The following is a 17501-nucleotide window of genomic DNA, read 5'->3' as shown; positions in this document are numbered from 1 at the left end:
GCAAGCCCCTGCCACCCACGCGCTCATTCGGGCTGCGGCGGCAGATACTCCATCTGCGCTTCGTCGTACAACCGGTAGATCAGCGCCTGCATCGCGCGGATGTCCTCGGATTCGTCGAGCGCGCGCGTGCTCATGATGATCGGCGACACGAGGTTCGGATCGTCGAGCGGCTTGTAGCTGATGTCGTCGCGCTTCAGCCCGTACACGCTATGCGGCACGACCGACACGCCCTCGCCCATCGCGACGAGGCCGAGCGCGATCTGCAATTCGCGCGTTTCGTAAATCCTGCGCGGTTGCAGCGCGCGATCGTGGAAGGCCGCGAGCACCTGGTCCGCATAGCTCGGGCGCGGCGCCTTCGGAAAGATGATCAGCGTGTCGTTCACGAGATCGTGCAACGACAGCACGGGCTTCGCGCTGTCGAGCACGTGGCCGACCGGCAGCGCGACGATCATCCGTTCCTCGCGCAGCACGACGCGCCGCACGCTCGGATCCTCGTGGCGGATGCGCCCGAACCCGACGTCGATGCGCCCTTCCTTCAGCGCCTTGATCTGGTCCATCGTCGACATCTCGTGCAGGCTCAGCTCGACGGCCGGATATTCGCTGCGAAACCGCCGGATGATCTTCGGCAGCATCCCGTACAGCGTCGAGCCGACGAAGCCGACCGACATGCTGCGCTCGATCTTGCCGACCCGCTTCGTCATCGATTCGAGTTCGGTGGTCTGCGCGAGCAGTTGCACCGCGTGCGAATAGAAGAAGCGCCCCGCGTCGGTCAGCTTCAGCGGCCGCGCGTTGCGCTCGAACAGCGATACGCCGAGCGCTTCCTCGAGCTGCTGGATCTGCCGGCTCAGCGGCGGTTGCGCGATATGCAGCCGTTCCGCCGCCCGCGTGAAATTCCGCTCTTCGGCCACCGCGACGAAGTAGCGGAGGTGTCTCAACTCCATGTTCGATGCCTCCCGGCGAGCGATCCGGCGCCCAACCCCGGCCGGATGATGTCGCCACGATACCGCAGGCACGGCCGATCGCCACGTGCGCCGCCCAAAGCAAAACGGGAAGCCTGCGCGCTTCCCGTCGTTTCATCGCCGCCTTGCGGCGGCGGCGCGACCGCGCATCACACCTCGGTCGCGTACAGCGCGTCGCGCTGCTCGTGGCTCAGCGAGTCGAGCGGCACGTCGGGCAGTCGATAGCAGATCATCGTGCCGTACAGCTCGGCCAGGCAGTTGCTGCCGGCGTCGAGCGCGTAGCCGTCCTCGCCGTCCGGCGCCGGCGGGTACACTTCGCGCCACGCGTTGATCGCGGCTTCGATTCGCACGATGGAAACGGGTCCGGCCTTCCGCTCGGCGGGTGATGCACTCATGAATTCCTCTGGGTTGCGCGCTCCGCGGGCCGTGCCGGCCCGGATGGAGCGATGAAAACGCCGGTCGCTCGCCGGCCGCCGCGCCGCGCGCGCCGGATGCCGATCCGCGCCGCGCCTGTCGCGCCGGCCGGGCCGCGGCCCGGTAGGGTCGGGCAATATAACCGGCTTTGACCCCGTGCAGGCAAAAGCCGGGCAAAAAAAACGGGAAGCGCGCGGCTTCCCGTTTCGTCGTCCGCCGCGCGGCCGCTGCCGCGCCGGCGCGTCAGCCCGCGGTTTCGCGGTTCGCCACCGGCTGCCGCTGCGCGCCGCGATTCGCGGCGACCCACGGCGCGATCTCCATGTCCTCGTAGCGCACGAACCGGCTCTTCTTCAGGAACCGGTAGCCGAGCCACACGACGACGAACAGCGGAATGCCGACGTAGGTCGCGGCCACGCCGGCCCAGTCGATCCGGTTCGCGAGGAACGCCTGGTAATCCTGGCCGAGCGCGATCACGAGGCACAGCACGAACGCGAACAGCGGGCCGAACGGAAACCACTTCGACTGGTACGGCAACTGGTCGAGCGCATAACCCTGCTTCACGTAACCCTTGCGGAAGCGGTAGTGGCTGACCGCGATGCCGAGCCACGCGATGAAGCCCGTCATCCCCGACGTGTTCAACAGCCACAGGTACACGGTCTTGTCGCCGTACAGCGACGTGAAGAAGCACAGCGCGCCGACGGCGGTGGTCGCATACAGCGCATTGCGCGGCACGCCGCCCGGCGACAGCTTCGCGAACACCTTCGGCGCGCGGCCTTCGGTGGCGAGGTTGTAGAGCATCCGCGTCGACGCGTACATGCCCGAGTTGCCGGCCGACAGCACGGCCGTCAGGATGACCGCGTTCATCACGCCGGCCGCGAACGCGAGGCCCGCGTGGCGGAACACGAGCGTAAACGGGCTCACGCCGATGTCGGTCACGTCCGTCTTCAGCAGGTTCGGGTCGGTATACGGAATCAGCACGCCGATCACGAAGATCGCGAACACGTAGAACAGGAGGATCCGCCAGAACACCTGGCGCACCGCGCGCGGAATCGTCGTGCGCGGGTTTTCCGATTCGCCGGCCGCGACGCCGATCAGTTCGGTGCCCTGGAAAGAGAAACCCGCGATCATCGCGACGCCCATCAGCGCCGGCAAGCCGCCGGCGAACGGCGCGTCGCCGATCGTCAGGTTGCCCCAGCCGTTGGCCGGCGCGCCCTTCAGAATGCCGAAGATCATCAGCAGGCCGACGCCGATGAACGCGACCACGGTGACGACCTTGATCAGCGCGAACCAGTACTCGGCTTCGCCGAAACCGCGCACGGTGAGCGCATTGAGCAGGAACATCACGGCGAGGAACGCCGCGCTCCACCACACGCCCGGCACGTCCGGAAACCAGTAGTGCATCACGAGCTGCGCGGCGACGAGCTCCACCGCGATCGTCACCGCCCAGTTGTACCAGTAGTTCCAGCCGAGCGCGAAGCCGAAGCCTTCGTCCACGTATTTCGCGCCGTAGGTCGCGAACGAGCCCGACACCGGCATGAACGCGGCCATCTCGCCGAGGCTCGTCATCAGGAAGTAGACCATCAGGCCGATCAGCATGTACGCGACCATCGCGCCGCCGGGGCCGGCCTGCGAGATCGAGGCGCCGGACGCGACGAACAGGCCCGTGCCGATCGAGCCGCCGATGGCGATCATCGTCAGGTGGCGCGCCTTCAGCGCGCGATGAAGCTTGGGTGGGTTCGCGGGCGAACCGGATGGGTCGGAATTCGGAATGGCGGACATAAACGAGACGAACGTTGAGCGGGCCGGCATCCGTGGCCGGCGCATGCGGAATCGGAGCGCGGTGCGCGTCCTGCGATGCATTCGATGCGGCCCCGATACGCGTTGCGCGGCGGGCGCCTGCGGCGAAGCGCGGATTCTACCTGATTCGACAGGCGGACAGCCAAGGTCGCCCCGAGCGCCGCCACGCCGGAGATTTCGCGGAATCGACGGGTTGGCCGCTTCGGCCGCCGCATGCCGTCGCCCAAAAACCGATTACGTCCGGGTCATTCGATTTTTCATTTCTCGTCGGCGGCACCCGATCCTGTCCCGATCCGCCAAATACCGCGTCAATACGCAAAATCGACCGATCGACGCGCCATTAATCAGACGAAAAAGCCGATACTGGTCATTGATTCAAATCAAATTGCCCGCGCACAAAGCGGTAATGATGCGTAACCGTTTCGAATCGCCGTCTTCGCATGCATGTTTTGCATGTGCCCACGAAATTCAGGAATTCGCGGGATAATGACGATTAATTCGAAATAATCAGCGTACGGAATCGCCAACCACGCGAGTACCCGCCGCCCGCCACCCCCGAGGATGAAGTCATTCCCGCTGCCCGCCACGCTGCGCCGCCATACCGCGTCGATCGTGGCACGCATTCTGTCGCCCCGCGGCGTACTCGTGGCGGGTATCGTCCTGCTGATGTTCAGTTGGGGACTTTCCACGTCGCTCTTGATCGAGGCACGGCGCGACGCGTATGACCATGCGGTCGAAAATGCGCGCAACCTGATGCTGCTGATCGAACGCGATATTGCGCGCAATATCGAACTCTACGATTTGTCGCTGCAAAACGTCGTCGACGGCGTGGCCGATCCGGAATTGACGACATTGCCGCCGCGCCAACGCCACCGGCTGCTGTTCGACCGCGCGGCGACCGGCGCCTATCTCGGCTCGATTTTCGTGATGGATGCGCACGGCAATATCGCGATCGATTCCAGTGCATCGCCCGCACGGCAAGGCAATTTCGCCGACCGCGACTATTTCACCGTGCATCGCGACCGGCTCGTCCCCGGCCTCTACATCAGCCGGCCGTACGCGTCGCGGCTGCGCGGCGGCGCGCTGACGATCGCGCTGAGCCGCCGGATCACCCGGCCCGACGGCAGGTTCGGCGGCGTCGTCGTCGGCACGCTCAGCATCGACTACTTCCGCGCGCTGCTCGACGGCCTCGCGGTCGGCCGGCACGGCAGCGCGGCGATCGTCGAGGACAACGGCACGCTCGTGTCGCGCCTGCCGTACGACACGCGGGTGGTCGGCCTCGATCTGCACGACTCGCCGCTGTTCATCGACGCGCAGCGCAGCCGCAACGGCGAGCTGGCCGGCGTCGGCGCCATCGACGGCGTACGGCGCATCTATGTGTACAAGCATCTCGCCGGGCTGCCGCTGATCGTCGACGTCGCGCCCGCCGAGATCGACATCTACGCGTCGTGGTACCACCGCGCGGTCTGGACCGTCGTGCTGATGGGCCTGTTCACGGCGTTCATCGCGTGGGGCTCGCTCGCCCTGTCGCGCGAGCTGAAGCGCCGGCAGGACGCCGAATCGAAGCTGTACCGGCTCGCGCACACCGATTCGCTGACAGGCCTCGACAACCGCGGCACGTTCGACACGGTACTCGCGAAGGAGGCGCAGCGCGCGTCGCGCAGCGGCCGCCCGTTGTCCGTACTGTTCGTCGACGTCGATCACTTCAAGGCGTTCAACGACTACTACGGCCACCCGGCCGGCGACGACGTGCTGCGCCAGGTCGCGCAGTCGCTGTCGCGCTGCCTGCGCCGCGACGGCGATCACGTCGCGCGCTACGGCGGCGAGGAATTCGTCGTCACGCTGCCCGACACCGACGCGCCGGGCGCGGCGACCGTCGCGGAAGGCATCCGGCGCGCGATCGCGGGGCTCGACATCGAACACGTGAAAAGTCCGTACGGACGCGTCACGGCCAGCATCGGCACGGCCACCGCCGCCGACGGCCGGATGAACGCCGCGACGCTGCTGCGGCGCGCCGACGAAGCGCTGTACCGCGCGAAGTCAGGCGGCCGCAACCGCGTGCTGGACGCGCAGTCGAGCGCAGCCGACGCGTGACGCGCCGCGATGCGCCTTGATGCACCTTGATTCGCCTCGATACGACCAGCCGCGTGATCCGATGCGGCCGCCTGCCGCCCCGCTCGGCGGCCGCGCCGTGGACAGCCCGCGCGCGTTCGGCTAGCGTTACGTCAGCTGCGCATGCGGCGCGGCGCCGGCCCGCGCGAGCCGCCGTGCGCGTTCCGGCCACCCTCAGCTCCGCCATGACCGCCCCGCTCCCCACCCGCCTGCCACCGCTCGTGCGCCACGCGCTTCGCCCGCTGCTCGACCCGTATCGCCGCTACCGGCATGCGAAGCTGATCCATGCGGCGCGCGTCGCGCTCGCGATTCTCGTGTCGATCGCGCTGTCCACGGGGTTGAACGTGCCGCATGGCGAATGGTCGACAATCACCGTGCTGATCGTCGTCGGCGGGCTGCAGCACCACGGCAACATCCGCAAGAAGGCGGCCGAGCGCGCGCTCGGCACATCGATCGGCGCACTGGCGGGGCTCGGGCTGATCCTCCTCTACTCGTTCCTGCACGCGCCGTTCGCGATCTACCTGCTGATGGCCGTCGGGTGCGGCGTCTGCGCGTATCACGCGATCGGCAAGGCCGGCTACATCGCGCTGCTGTCGGCGATCACGATGGTGATCGTCGCCGGGCACGGCGACAACGAGATCGTCGACGGCCTGTGGCGCGCGGTGAACGTGCTGGCCGGCATCGCGATCGCGCTCGCGTTCTCGTTCGCGCTGCCGCTCTACGCGACCTATTCGTGGCGCTACAAGCTCGCCGACGCGCTGCGCGCGTGCGCGGCCGTGCATGCGCGGCTCGCGGGCGACCGCCACGTGAGCGACGACGCGCACCTGAAGGAAATGGCCGCGCTGAGCGCGCTGCTCGTGCAGTTGCGCTCGCTGATGCCGTCGGTGGCGAAGGAATGCGAGACGTCGATGGCGCAACTCGAGGCGATCCAGCGCAGCCTGCGCCTGTGCATCGGCTATCTGGAGATCCTGTCGAGCGCGCTGCCGGCCCACGACGACGCGGCGGCCCGCGAATACATGCGCGTCGAGATGAAGACGGTGAACCGGCGCATCCGCGACACGCTGGTCGGCGCGAGCCGCGCGCTCAAGTTCGGCACGCCGAGCCGGCTCGCGCCGCGCCGCCGGCCGGCCGACGCGCCGCACGACGCGGTGCCGCCGCAGTTGTCCGGCTACGTGTCGATCACGGCCAAGCTGGCCGGCGAAGTCGACCAGTTGCGGGAGCGGCTGCTCGATACCGCGCGGTCGTGGAATATCTGAAGCCCCGGTTTTACACGCCAGCCTTTCATATGCCTTTCATTGCGGCAAGGCGACGCGCTGGCAACCGCGCCCCGGCTCGACGGCCGATCCGGCCCTGGAAATCCGGCCGGCCCTTGGCTCGTCCGCACGTGTTTCGGCGGCGCGACGACGCCGTTCCGCAGACGGTTCTCCAGCCGGTTAACCGCCCGTCAGGCCCGCCGCGACGGGCGCGACGACGGTGCCGCACCAAAATCAACCCTTGCCCCATCTTCCCGGACAGCCGATACTCGCATATTCCGCGAAATACGATCCCACCGGCTTCAATCCACGGTAATTCCTATGAGCACGATTCTCGAAAGCCTCCCGACCGGCCAGAAGGTCGGTATCGCCTTCTCCGGCGGCCTGGACACCAGCGCCGCGCTGCACTGGATGAAACTGAAGGGCGCCGTCCCGTACGCATACACGGCGAACCTCGGCCAGCCCGACGAAGACGATTACGACGCGATCCCGAAACGCGCGATCGAATACGGCGCAGCCGGCGCCCGCCTGATCGACTGCCGTGCGCAGCTCGTCGCCGAAGGCATCGCGGCGCTGCAAAGCGGCGCGTTCCACATCACGACCGCCGGCGTCACGTACTTCAACACGACGCCGATCGGCCGCGCCGTGACGGGCACGATGCTCGTCGCCGCGATGAAGGAAGACGGCGTCAACATCTGGGGCGACGGCAGCACGTACAAGGGCAACGACATCGAGCGCTTCTACCGCTACGGCCTGCTCGTGAATCCGGATCTGAAGATCTACAAGCCCTGGCTCGACCAGACGTTCATCGACGAGCTCGGCGGCCGCGCCGAAATGTCCGAATTCATGAACCAGGCCGGCTTCGCGTACAAGATGTCGGCCGAGAAGGCGTATTCGACCGATTCGAACCTGCTCGGCGCGACGCACGAGGCGAAGGATCTGGAAAGCCTCGAAAGCGGCATCAAGATCGTGAACCCGATCATGGGCGTCGCGTTCTGGCGCGACGACGTGAAGATCGCCGCCGAGGAAGTGACGGTGCGCTTCGAAGCCGGCCAGCCGGTCGCGCTGAACGGCGTCGAGTTCAAGGATCAGGTCGAGCTGCTGCTCGAGGCGAACCGCATCGGCGGCCGCCACGGCCTCGGCATGAGCGACCAGATCGAGAACCGCATCATCGAGGCGAAGAGCCGCGGCATCTACGAAGCTCCGGGCCTCGCGCTGCTGTACATCGCGTACGAGCGTCTCGTCACCGGCATCCACAACGAAGACACGATCGAGCAGTACCGCGAAAACGGCCGCCGCCTCGGCCGCCTGCTGTACCAGGGCCGCTGGTTCGACCCGCAGGCGATCATGCTGCGCGAAACCGCGCAACGCTGGGTCGCACGCGCGATCACCGGCGAAGTGAAGATCGAACTGCGCCGCGGCAACGACTACTCGATCCTGAGCACGAAGTCGCCGAACCTCACGTATCAGCCGGAGCGCCTGTCGATGGAGAAGGTTGCGTCGACGTTCTCGCCGCGCGACCGGATCGGCCAGCTGACGATGCGCAACCTCGACATCACCGATACGCGCGACAAGCTGCGCGTGTACTCGCAAGTCGGGCTGCTGACGCCGGGCGAAGCGTCGGCACTGCCGCAGATCAAGGGCGACGGCGACAAGTAAGTCGCTTCGTTCGACGCCGTGCCGCATCGCTTGCATGCGGCACGGTCGGGCAGGCTGCACATGTGGCGCCTCATTACGCATGCAGCCTGCCGCCTCCCCTCTCCCCCGCCTTTCCGCTTCCTTCCGCATTCGCATCCCGCCGCGTGACGCGTCGACGGCACTGCATCGCCGCGCCGGTCATGGCAAGCTGTCGGCTCGGGAGCAGGATCGGATGGCCAGTACATTCCGCCTCGCAACCGCTTGACGGCTTGCCGGCCCCATACCGCCGTCAGGCCACCGCTACCAGCCCGCCATAACGGTCGCACGCAGCGACGACTGCCTGCGCCGGCCGCCACCCCACTGCCCCCGCCACCGCCAGCCCCGTGTGTTCCTTCACGGCCTGCACGAAACGCTCGGCAATCCAGTCGACGAACGCGCGCACGCCGGGCGATACATGCGGGCGCTTCACGTAGACGGCCGACACGGCGAGCGCATCGGGTTGCCAAAGCGGCAGCACCTCCCGCAATCGCCCGGCCTCGATCAGCGGCTGCGCGGCGACGCGCGTCGGCTGGATCAGCCCGAGGCCGTGCACGCCGCATGCGAGATACGCCTGCTCGTCGTCCACGCCGACGATGCCGTCGAGCCGCACCTTGCGCACGGCGTCGTCCACCGCGAACTCGAGCTCGGCCGGACGCTGGCCGAACACGTGCGACGCGCCTACCGCGCGATGCGCGCCCAGATCGTCGGGCGTGCGCGGCACGCCGAAGCGGTCGAGATACGCGGGGCTCGCGCACGTCACGCGCTCGAGCGAGCCGAGCCGGCGCGCGACGAGCGACGAATCGGGCAGCGCACCGAGTCGGATACTGCAGTCGATCGCGTCGCCGATACGATCGACCGCGCGCCCGGCCACGGCGAGCATCAGTTCGAGATCGGGATGCCGTGCGTTGAATTCGCCGAGCGCCGGCAATACGATCGCGCCCGCCACCGACGCCGGCAACTCGACGCGCAACGGCCCGCTCGGATGCAGCGCGGCGCCGCGGATGCTGGCTTCGAGCTCGTCGACGTCGGCCGTGATGCTGACGCAGCGCCGGTAGTACGCGTCGCCTTCGGGCGTCGCCCGCAACGCGCGCGTCGTGCGCACCAGCAACGGCATGCCGAGCGCCGCTTCGAGCTCCTGCACGGTGCGCGTCGCGGTGGCGCGCGAAATGCCGAGCGCCTGCGCCGCGCGCGTAAAGCTGTTCATTTCGACGATGCGCGTGAAGATGCGCATCGCGCGGATCGGATTGTCCACCCAACACCTCTGCGTGGTTGCGATATACCGCGGCACGCGTTCGCGCACCGTGCCTCCGTGTCGATGTCGACGCAAGCCGCGCGGCTCGCGCCGCCGTCGGGTCAGGCGTTCGCCGCCGCGATGCTGCGCGCCGGTTCGGCGAGCAGCCGTTGCGCGAGCGCCAGCGCGTCGTCGCGGCTCGCCGCCGCATTCAGCGGATACCCCCAGACCTTCTCGAAGGCACCCGAAAAAGCATTGAGCGCCACGCGCCGCGCCGCGTTGGGCTCGATCGCGATCATCCCGGGGATCCATTCGCGCGACAGCGCGCGGTTGGCCTTGCTCCATTTCGCGAGCTGCTTGCGTATCTCGTGATCGTTGTCGGCGCGATCGTCGCCGGACGGCGCATCGTCGGTCAGAAGAACGAAGCGTTCGCGGCGCGCGAGCAGCGCGTCGAGTTCGGCAATCAGGCGGGCGGGATCGGTCGGTGGCGAGCCGCTGTAACGCAGCCAGACAAACGGGAATTCAGTCGTGACGATTTGCATGTCGGCCTCCAGATGAGAACGATTCTCATTCTATGGAGCGGGACCTCATGCGTCATTTCTCATCCCGGCCAACTGCTTTTTCAATCCGGCCAAACGTGCGCGGGCGCGAAGTCCGGCCGTTCAGCGCTGCCGGTCGGTCAGGAATTGCGTCGGCGACTTGCCGGTCGCCTTGCGGAACATCGTGACGAAGCTGCTCGCGCTCTCGTAGCCGAGATCGATCGCGATCTGATGCACGCGGCGGCCGGTCGTCAGCATCCGCAGCGACAGCGCGACGTGCAGCCGCCGGCGCCAGTCGCCGAGGCTCATCCCGAGTTCCTTCGTCGCGAGGCGCGTGAGGCTGCGCTCGCTGATGCCCGCGCGCCGGGCGAGTTCGGGCAGCGGCGACTTGTCGGCCGGATCGTCGAGCAGATGGTCGATCAGCTTGCGCAGCCGGCGATCGGCCGGCATCGGCAGGTACAAGTCCTCGACCGGCGCCGCGACGAGTTCGTCGAGCAGCGTCGCCACCAGCCGCCCTTGCGGCCCGTCGACGTCGTACAGGTTCGGGAAGCTGGCCGCCTTCAGCAGCAACTCGCGCAACAACGGCGACATGGCCAGCGTGCAGCAGCGCGTGGGCAGGTCGAGCGCCGCGTCGGGTTCGACCAGGACCGCGTAGAAGGTCGCGCCGGCCGAGCCGCGCGCCGCATGCGGGACGTCGCCCGGAATCCAGACCGTGCATTGCGGCGGCGCGCTCCACACGCCGCCGTCGATCTCGCAATAGACGACGCCGCTCAGCGTGTAGAGCAGTTGGGCCTGACGATGGCTGTGCCGCTCCAGCCGCCATTCGGGCTCGACGACCGAGCCGCCGAACACCACGAGCGGACGCGGCACGTGATAGACGTCGGCGTCCGCGGCGGGATCGGTAATCGGTGGAAGGTCGCGCATGGAACGACGGGCTGTGGAAAAGGCCGGACGCCGACGCGTCCTTTCGTGCTTATACCAGAAAGGCGCCGGCGCAGCCGTGCCGTTCGACGAGGCGTCTGCGGCCGCGCGACGAACCGAATACAATGCGGCGATCCCCCGTCGCTGCGCCAACCTGCCGAAGCCGCCATGTTCGACCTGACCACGCTGACCACCTTCACGGCCGTCGTCCTGGGCCTGTTCCTGATTCCCGGCCCCGCCGTGCTGCTCGTGCTGAGCCGCACCGTGCAGGGCGGGCGCAAGACCGGCATCCTGACCGGCCTCGGCGTCGCGAGCGGCGACTTCGTGCATACGCTGTTCGCGGCCGTCGGGCTGTCCGCGCTGCTGATGACGTCGGCGCTCGCGTTCAACGTCGTGAAGCTGGCCGGCGCAGCGTACCTGATCTATCTCGGCGTGCGCGCGCTGCTGGAGAAAGCTGCCGATCCGTCGCTGCCGCAAGTATCGCCGGTCACGCCGCTCAAGGCGTACCTGCAGGCGATTCCCGCCGAAGTGCTGAATCCGAAGACGGCGCTGTTCTTTCTCGCGTTCATGCCGCAGTTCGTGCATCCGGAGCGCGGCTCGACGTTCGTGCAATTCGCGGTGCTCGGGCTGATCTTCGTCGTGCTCAGCTCGCTCTATACGACGCTGATCGCGTGCTCGATCCGCCCGCTCGGCCGCATCGTGAAGCGGCTCACGTGGCTCACGCGCTGGCAGGGCAAGATCATCGGTTCGATCTTCATCGCGCTCGGGCTGCGCGTGGCCGTGCAGCAGCGCTGATGCGCGCGGCCGCATGACGCGCGCCGGCGCGGACCTGCTCTACACCGACCCGCGCCTCGTCGCGGTATACGACCTGTTCAACGCCGGCGATCGGGACTTCGCGTTCTACGCCGCCGAGATCGGCGCCGCCCCGCAACGCATCCTCGATCTCGGCTGCGGCACCGGCACGTTCGCACGACGGCTCGCGGCGGCCGGGCATGACGTCGTCGCGATCGATCCCGCTTCGGCGATGATCGATTACGCGCGACGCCAGCCGGGCGCCGATGCCGTCCGTTGGTTCGCGTGCGCGCTCGACGGCCTGCCGCCCGGTGCGCCGTTCGATGCGGTCGTGATGACCGGGCACGCGTTCCAGTGCCTGCTGACCGACGACGACATCGACGCGACGCTGCGCGGCGTGCGGCGCGTACTCGCCGACGGTGGCCGCTTCCTGTTCGAGACCCGCAACCCGCGCACCGAACCGTGGCGGGCATGGACGCCCGCGCAGTCGGCGCGCAGCGTCGAATCGCACGCATTCGGCATCGTCGATCTCCATCACGCGGTGCGGGCGATCGACGGCGCGATCGTGACGTTCGACACGCACTACCGCTTCCGTCGCGACGATACGGTGCTGACGAATACGAGCCGGCTGCGTTTCATCGCGCACGCCGAATTGGAGGCGCGCGTGGCGGCGGCCGGTTTCGCGTCGGCCGACTGGTGCGGCGACTGGGACCACGCTCCGTTCGACGAAGCGACCAGCGCGGAGATCATCGCGATCTGCCGCGCGTGAGCGCGGGTGCGTCGATTGCGCCGGCGGTGGGCAGCGTGTTCATCGCATACGCATCCCGGATCGTGCGGCGCGACCGTCGGACGCGGCGCGGCCGGCAGTCGACGAAACGAACGGCGCGGTGCCTGCCGGCATCGCGCCGCTTGCGCGTCGATCGGCCACGTGCTGCGTGCCCGCACACCGTTTCGTCACATCGTTCCTCCCCATTGCAGCGGTATACTGGATGCCGTTCGCGCCACTGCACTCGACCTGCACCGCTTGCTGACGATGCGCTTGCAGTCCGGCATCATCCGCCCGCCTCCTCCCAGTCGATCCGAACCGCCATGTCGCACCGTTTTTCGCTCGCCGTCGCCGCCCTCCTCGCCGCTTCCCCGATCGTCACGCACGCCCGTCCGCTGTCGCGGCCGCCGGTCGAACGCGAGTTCAAAAGCTGGTCGGTCGTCTGCGACAACGGCAATCGCTGCATCGCGGAAAGTCACGCCGACGATATCGAGGATGCACGCGCCGGCCTGATCCTGCGCGTGACGCGCGACGCCGGCCCGGACGCGCAACCGTCGCTCGACCTTTACGCATCGGCGCCGATCGACTTGCGCACGGCCCGCGTCGACGGCCGACCGTTCGATGCGATGCCGGCGCAATGGCATACGTTCGGCGACAAGACCGACGACGAAGCCCGCCCGTTCCGGATCCGGACCAACGATCCGGCCACGGTGGCCGCGTGGCTGGCCGCGGCGCGTAATGCCCAACTGCTGAGCCTCGGCGATCCGGCATCGGCGCCCACCGCGCGTACGCCGTTGTCGGGATTGAATGCCGCGTTGCTGCTGATCGACGATACGCAGGGCCGCGTCGGCACGGTCACGGCGCTGTCGCGCCCCGGCGCCCGGCCTGCGTCGTCGGTGCCGGCCGCGCCCGCGTTGCCGCCCGCGGTCACGCCCGCGCCGCCGGCCGACTCGACCCTGTCGAGCGCCGAACAGCGGCCGCTCGTCGACGCCGTCTTCGCGAAATTCGGCGCCGACGTGAAGCAATGTGCGGCCGAGGTCGAAGACGAAATGTCGGCGAGCGACCGCAGGAAAGCGTCGCGCGCCGTCGCGATTTCGTCCGACGAGGCGCTCGTCGCGATCCCGTGCCAGACCAGCAGCCTGTATAACCACACCGACCTGTGGTATCGCGTGCGCCGCACCGCGCCGTACATGCCGGCCGCGATGAATTTCGGCGAGAACGCGAGCGCGGGCCTCGATTCGGCGTCGTTCGCGAACGAGCTGACCGACGCCAGTTACGATTCCGCCCGCGCGACGCTGTCGAGCACGGTCAGATTGCGCAGCGCCGGCGATTGCGGCTCGACCGCATCGTGGGTCTTCGACGGCCGGCGCTTCGTGCTCGACGGCCTCGCCACGCACAGCACCTGCAACGGCCTGTTCGAGGCTCGATGGCCGCGCCTGTATCGCCGGGCCGACGCGGCCGGCAGCCCGCACTGACGCGTCACGTCACGCGGCACCGACGATCGAGATCGAGAATCCGTCCCAGCCCTTCTGCCCGACCGTCTGCACGGCGGTCGTCATGAGTGCGGGCTCGGCCGCGAGGCGCGCGAACCCGTCGCGCACGCCGACCACGTCCGGCTCGCGATTGCCCGGATCGGCGACGCGCCCGTTTCGCACGACGTTGTCGACGACGATCACCGTGCCGGGCCGCGACAGCTTCAGCGCCGCGTCGAGATAAACGGCGTTGTTGTCCTTGTCCGCATCGATGAAGACGAAATCGAACGGCGCCTCACCGGCTTCGACGAGCCGCGCCAGGCTGTCCTTCGCACTGCCGACCACCACCGACACGACCGCCGCCAAGCCGGCGCGCGCGATGTTCTGCGTCGCGACCTTCGCGTGTGCCGGGTTCAGCTCGAGCGTCACGAGCGAGCCGCCCGGCGGCAACGCGCGCGCCAGCCAGATCGTGCTGTAGCCGCCGAGCGTGCCGACTTCGAGAATCCGCCGCGCGCCGCGGATCGTCGCGAGCAGTTGCAACAGCTTGCCCTGATTCGGCGCGACGTTGATCGCGGGCAGCCCGGCCGCGTCGCTCGCCGCCAGCGCGGCATCGAGCGCAGCGTCGGACGGCACGAGCGTCGCCGACAAATACGCATCCACCTGGTTCCATCGATCCTGATCCATCGCGCACCTCTCGTCTGCGGAAAAAAACATTCTATGCGCCGCGCCCGATAAGCAACACACCATTCGTTCTAAGGGCAGCCGCGCACGTGCTCCTATAATCGCCGGACGGCAGGACCCTCGACCTTCACAACAACAAACGGAGCACCCATGACCGATCAGGCCAATTCGAACTGGCGCCTCGAAACCATCGCCGTGCATGGCGGTTATCGTCCCGACCCGACCACGCGCGCGGTCGCCGTCCCGATCTACCAGACCGTTGCGTACGCATTCGACGACACGCAGCACGGCGCCGACCTGTTCGACCTGAAGGTCCAGGGCAACATCTACACGCGGATCATGAATCCGACGACGGACGTGCTCGAGCAGCGGATCGCCGCGCTCGAGGGCGGCATCGGCGCCCTCGCGCTCGCATCGGGACAAGCCGCCGTCACGTATGCGATCCAGACGATCGCCGAAGCAGGCGACAACATCGTGTCCGCGAGTTCGCTGTACGGCGGTACCTACAACCTGTTCGCGCATACGCTGCCGCAATACGGGATCGCCACGCGCTTCGCCGATCCGCGCGATCCTGCATCGTTCGCACCGCTGATCGATGCGCGCACGAAGGCGATCTTCGCGGAATCGGTCGGCAACCCGCTCGGCAACGTCACCGACATCGCCGCGCTCGCGGAGGTCGCGCATCGCCACGGCATCCCGTTGATCGTCGACAACACGGTGCCGTCGCCATACCTGCTGCGCCCGTTCGAACACGGCGCGGACATCGTCGTGCACTCGCTGACGAAATATCTCGGCGGGCATGGCACGAGCCTCGGCGGCGCGATCGTCGATTCGGGCAAGTTCCCGTGGGCCGAGCACGCGGACCGCTTCAAGCGGCTCAACGAGCCGGACGTCAGCTATCACGGCGTCGTCTATACCGATGCGTTCGGGCCGGCAGCCTATATCGGCCGCGCCCGCGTGGTGCCGCTGCGCAACATGGGCGCGGCGATCTCGCCGTTCAATGCGTTCCAGATCCTGCAGGGGATCGAGACGCTCGCGCTGCGCGTCGAGCGGATCAGCGACAACGCGCTGAAGATCGCGCAACACCTCGCGCGCCACGAGCACGTCGAATGGGTGAACTACGCGGGCCTGCCCGATCACCCCGACCATCCGCTCGTCGCGCGCTACCTGTCGGGCCGTGCGCCGGGCATCCTGACGTTCGGCGTGAAGGGCGGACGCGACGGCGGCGCGAAGTTCCAGGATGCGCTGAAGCTGTTCACGCGGCTCGTCAACATCGGCGATACGAAGTCGCTCGCGACGCACCCGGCATCGACCACGCACCGTCAACTGTCGCCGGCCGAACTCGCGAAGGCCGGCGTGAAGGAAGAAACGGTGCGGCTGTCGATCGGCATCGAGCATATCGACGACCTGCTCGCCGATCTCGACCAGGCGCTCGCGCAGCTTTGACCGGAACGGGCGGGCCGGATTGCAGGTGCGCCCCGCATCAAACCGCTTGACCCTGGAGCGGCTTCAAGGTGTTCAATCTCCGGTTGATGCCGGAGCGACGCCCGGCGCGTACGATCGTGCCACGCAGCCTCCGCTGCGACACGCCAACCGCCGAGAGGCCTCATGACACCGACCGCGAAGCTTGCGCTGCTCACGTTACCGCCCGTGCTGGCGGCCTGTCTCGGCGCCCTCGCGGCCGCGTGGCGCGCGCCCGGCCCGAAAACGTCGAGCGTGATCCAGCATTTCACCGGCGGCATCGTGTTCGCGGCCGCCGCGCTCGAACTGCTGCCGCAAGACCGTGCGCATGCGCTGTTTCCAGTCGTCGTCGGCTTCGTGCTCGGGATCGCGCTGATGCTGGCGATTCGCGCGCTGTCGGGTGCGATCGAGACGCGCTTCGAGGACGCGCGCTTGCCCGTGAGCCTGATCGTCGTCACGGCGATCGACCTCGTCGTCGACGGCCTTGTGCTCGGCATCGCCTTTTCCGCGAGCGACGCAAGCGGCATCATCCTTGCCGTCGCGCTGACGCTCGAGGTGCTGTTCCTCGCGCTGTCGGTCAGCGCGGCGCTGGCCGCGGCCGGCACCGGCCGCACGCCGTCGATCGTCGTGCCGGTCGCGCTCGCGGCGCTGCTGAGCCTCGCGGCCGTTGCAGGCAATGCGGCGTTCGCGGGACTGCCGGCGAATATCTATGCGGCGCTTCTGGGGCTGGGCACCGTCGCGCTGTTGTACCTCGTCGTCGAAGAACTGCTGGTCGAAGCGCACGAGGTACCCGAAACGCCGTTCGCGACGGCCTCGTTCTTCATCGGCTTCATCGCGTTCTTCCTGATCGAGGGATCCGTGAAGGCCGGGTAGGCCGCGCGCGACGGCGTGACGGTGTGACGGCTACCACGTCGTCGCGCCGGTCGGCCAGGTATCGACGATGCGCGTGCCGTTGACCGGCGTGACACCCTCGCTGCGCAGCGCGGTCCACAGGTCGATCGCATGTTCGCGCGATTTTCGGGTGCCGTCGTCGGTCAGCACGTTCAACGCGATCACTTCGTCGCGTGTCGTCAGTTGCAATTGCTCCTTCAGCTTGCGCGACTGATGCGACACGGTACGAACGTCGCCGAGCACGATCCGTTTCGCCGCGACGGTCGACGCGTCGCCGGCATCGGCCGGCACGAACGTCAGCCAGCCAGCGGCGACTTCGCATTGTCCGCGCGCGAACGTCGCGGTCCACGCGCCAGCCGGCACGGCCGCCAACTCGCAGCGCATCCGCTCGCTCGCGCGGCGACCGACGTCGTGCGCCGGCGCGTGCGACAGCGCACGTTCCGGCCAGCCTGCCGCCATCGCGGCCGTCGACATCAGGTACGCGGCCAGCACGATCCCTTTCGCGACATTGCGCATCGCACTCTCCTTTCCGTGC

The 17501-nt window shown here is 68.1% G+C and carries 17 protein-coding genes; 8 read left to right on the top strand and 9 right to left on the bottom strand.

What is annotated here, in order from left to right:
* Positions 1-23: 23 nt before the first annotated feature.
* From WS89_RS01820 to WS89_RS34410, 4 genes are all read right to left on the bottom strand, one after another.
* Positions 24-941, bottom strand: coding sequence for a LysR family transcriptional regulator (locus WS89_RS01820; protein WP_059789316.1), 918 nt, complete (start codon positions 939-941; stop codon positions 24-26).
* Between the two features lie 167 nt (positions 942-1108).
* A complete protein-coding gene (locus WS89_RS01815) occupies positions 1109-1354 on the bottom strand; it encodes a DUF3717 domain-containing protein (RefSeq protein ID WP_034205373.1) in 246 nt (81 codons plus the stop codon).
* A 262-nt stretch (positions 1355-1616) separates the two neighbouring features.
* Complete coding sequence (locus WS89_RS01810) at positions 1617-3152, bottom strand: amino acid permease (protein ID WP_059504144.1); 1536 nt, start codon at positions 3150-3152, stop codon at positions 1617-1619.
* A 398-nt stretch (positions 3153-3550) separates the two neighbouring features.
* On the bottom strand, positions 3551-3793 hold the full coding sequence (locus WS89_RS34410; RefSeq protein WP_218921290.1) for a hypothetical protein: 243 nt from the start codon (positions 3791-3793) through the stop codon (positions 3551-3553).
* Here WS89_RS34410 and WS89_RS01805 point away from each other — a divergent pair.
* The 3 genes from WS89_RS01805 to argG all read left to right on the top strand — a co-directional run bounded on the left by WS89_RS01805 (position 3732) and on the right by argG (position 8194).
* Positions 3732-5264, top strand: a complete 1533-nt coding sequence (locus tag WS89_RS01805) for a GGDEF domain-containing protein (RefSeq protein WP_059789315.1) — start codon at positions 3732-3734, stop codon at positions 5262-5264. The genes WS89_RS34410 and WS89_RS01805 overlap by 62 nt on opposite strands.
* A 203-nt stretch (positions 5265-5467) precedes the next feature.
* Positions 5468-6538 carry an FUSC family protein gene (locus tag WS89_RS01800; protein ID WP_059504148.1) on the top strand — a complete coding sequence of 357 codons (1071 nt, stop codon included), beginning with the start codon at positions 5468-5470 and terminating at the stop codon, positions 6536-6538.
* A gap of 318 nt (positions 6539-6856) precedes the next feature.
* On the top strand, positions 6857-8194 hold the full coding sequence (gene argG / locus WS89_RS01795) for an argininosuccinate synthase (protein ID WP_006496064.1): 1338 nt from the start codon (positions 6857-6859) through the stop codon (positions 8192-8194).
* A 268-nt stretch (positions 8195-8462) separates the two neighbouring features.
* Here the strand turns inward: argG and WS89_RS01790 are convergent, their stop codons facing one another.
* The 3 genes from WS89_RS01790 to WS89_RS01780 all read right to left on the bottom strand — a co-directional run bounded on the left by WS89_RS01790 (position 8463) and on the right by WS89_RS01780 (position 10906).
* On the bottom strand, positions 8463-9464 hold the full coding sequence (locus WS89_RS01790) for a LysR family transcriptional regulator (RefSeq protein ID WP_059789314.1): 1002 nt from the start codon (positions 9462-9464) through the stop codon (positions 8463-8465).
* Positions 9465-9565: 101 nt separating this feature from the next.
* The gene (locus tag WS89_RS01785) at positions 9566-9985 is read right to left on the bottom strand and encodes a hypothetical protein (protein WP_059504152.1); all 420 of its coding nucleotides are present in this window, start codon (positions 9983-9985) and stop codon (positions 9566-9568) included.
* A 120-nt stretch (positions 9986-10105) separates the two neighbouring features.
* Positions 10106-10906: an AraC family transcriptional regulator gene (locus tag WS89_RS01780; RefSeq protein ID WP_059504154.1), complete on the bottom strand. Its 801-nt coding sequence runs from the start codon at positions 10904-10906 to the stop codon at positions 10106-10108.
* 165 nt (positions 10907-11071) lie between these two features.
* On the opposite strand from WS89_RS01780, the gene WS89_RS01775 reads away from it, so the two are divergent.
* The 3 genes from WS89_RS01775 (at position 11072) to WS89_RS01765 (ending at position 13936) form a co-directional block, all read left to right on the top strand.
* Complete coding sequence (locus WS89_RS01775; RefSeq protein ID WP_059504156.1) at positions 11072-11698, top strand: LysE family translocator; 627 nt, start codon at positions 11072-11074, stop codon at positions 11696-11698.
* Between the two features lie 13 nt (positions 11699-11711).
* Positions 11712-12464 carry a class I SAM-dependent methyltransferase gene (locus WS89_RS01770; protein WP_059789313.1) on the top strand — a complete coding sequence of 251 codons (753 nt, stop codon included), beginning with the start codon at positions 11712-11714 and terminating at the stop codon, positions 12462-12464.
* A 320-nt stretch (positions 12465-12784) separates the two neighbouring features.
* The gene (locus WS89_RS01765) at positions 12785-13936 is read left to right on the top strand and encodes a DUF1176 domain-containing protein (protein ID WP_179949832.1); all 1152 of its coding nucleotides are present in this window, start codon (positions 12785-12787) and stop codon (positions 13934-13936) included.
* 9 nt (positions 13937-13945) lie between these two features.
* Here WS89_RS01765 and WS89_RS01760 read toward each other — a convergent pair whose 3' ends face one another.
* Positions 13946-14617 carry an O-methyltransferase gene (locus WS89_RS01760; protein ID WP_059504163.1) on the bottom strand — a complete coding sequence of 224 codons (672 nt, stop codon included), beginning with the start codon at positions 14615-14617 and terminating at the stop codon, positions 13946-13948.
* A 147-nt stretch (positions 14618-14764) separates the two neighbouring features.
* On the opposite strand from WS89_RS01760, the gene WS89_RS01755 reads away from it, so the two are divergent.
* Both WS89_RS01755 and WS89_RS01750 read left to right on the top strand, forming a co-directional pair.
* Positions 14765-16060 carry an O-acetylhomoserine aminocarboxypropyltransferase/cysteine synthase family protein gene (locus WS89_RS01755; RefSeq protein ID WP_059504164.1) on the top strand — a complete coding sequence of 432 codons (1296 nt, stop codon included), beginning with the start codon at positions 14765-14767 and terminating at the stop codon, positions 16058-16060.
* Between the two features lie 162 nt (positions 16061-16222).
* Complete coding sequence (locus WS89_RS01750; protein ID WP_059789311.1) at positions 16223-16948, top strand: hypothetical protein; 726 nt, start codon at positions 16223-16225, stop codon at positions 16946-16948.
* Between the two features lie 30 nt (positions 16949-16978).
* Here WS89_RS01750 and WS89_RS01745 read toward each other — a convergent pair whose 3' ends face one another.
* Complete coding sequence (locus WS89_RS01745) at positions 16979-17482, bottom strand: hypothetical protein (RefSeq protein ID WP_059504167.1); 504 nt, start codon at positions 17480-17482, stop codon at positions 16979-16981.
* Between the last annotated feature and the right edge of the window lie 19 nt (positions 17483-17501).

The sequence above is a fragment of the Burkholderia sp. MSMB1072 genome (genome assembly GCF_001524725.1).
GTDB lineage: Bacteria > Pseudomonadota > Gammaproteobacteria > Burkholderiales > Burkholderiaceae > Burkholderia.
The sequence above is the reverse complement of the archived record's forward strand: the minus strand, read 5'-3'. Positions and strand labels throughout refer to the sequence as shown.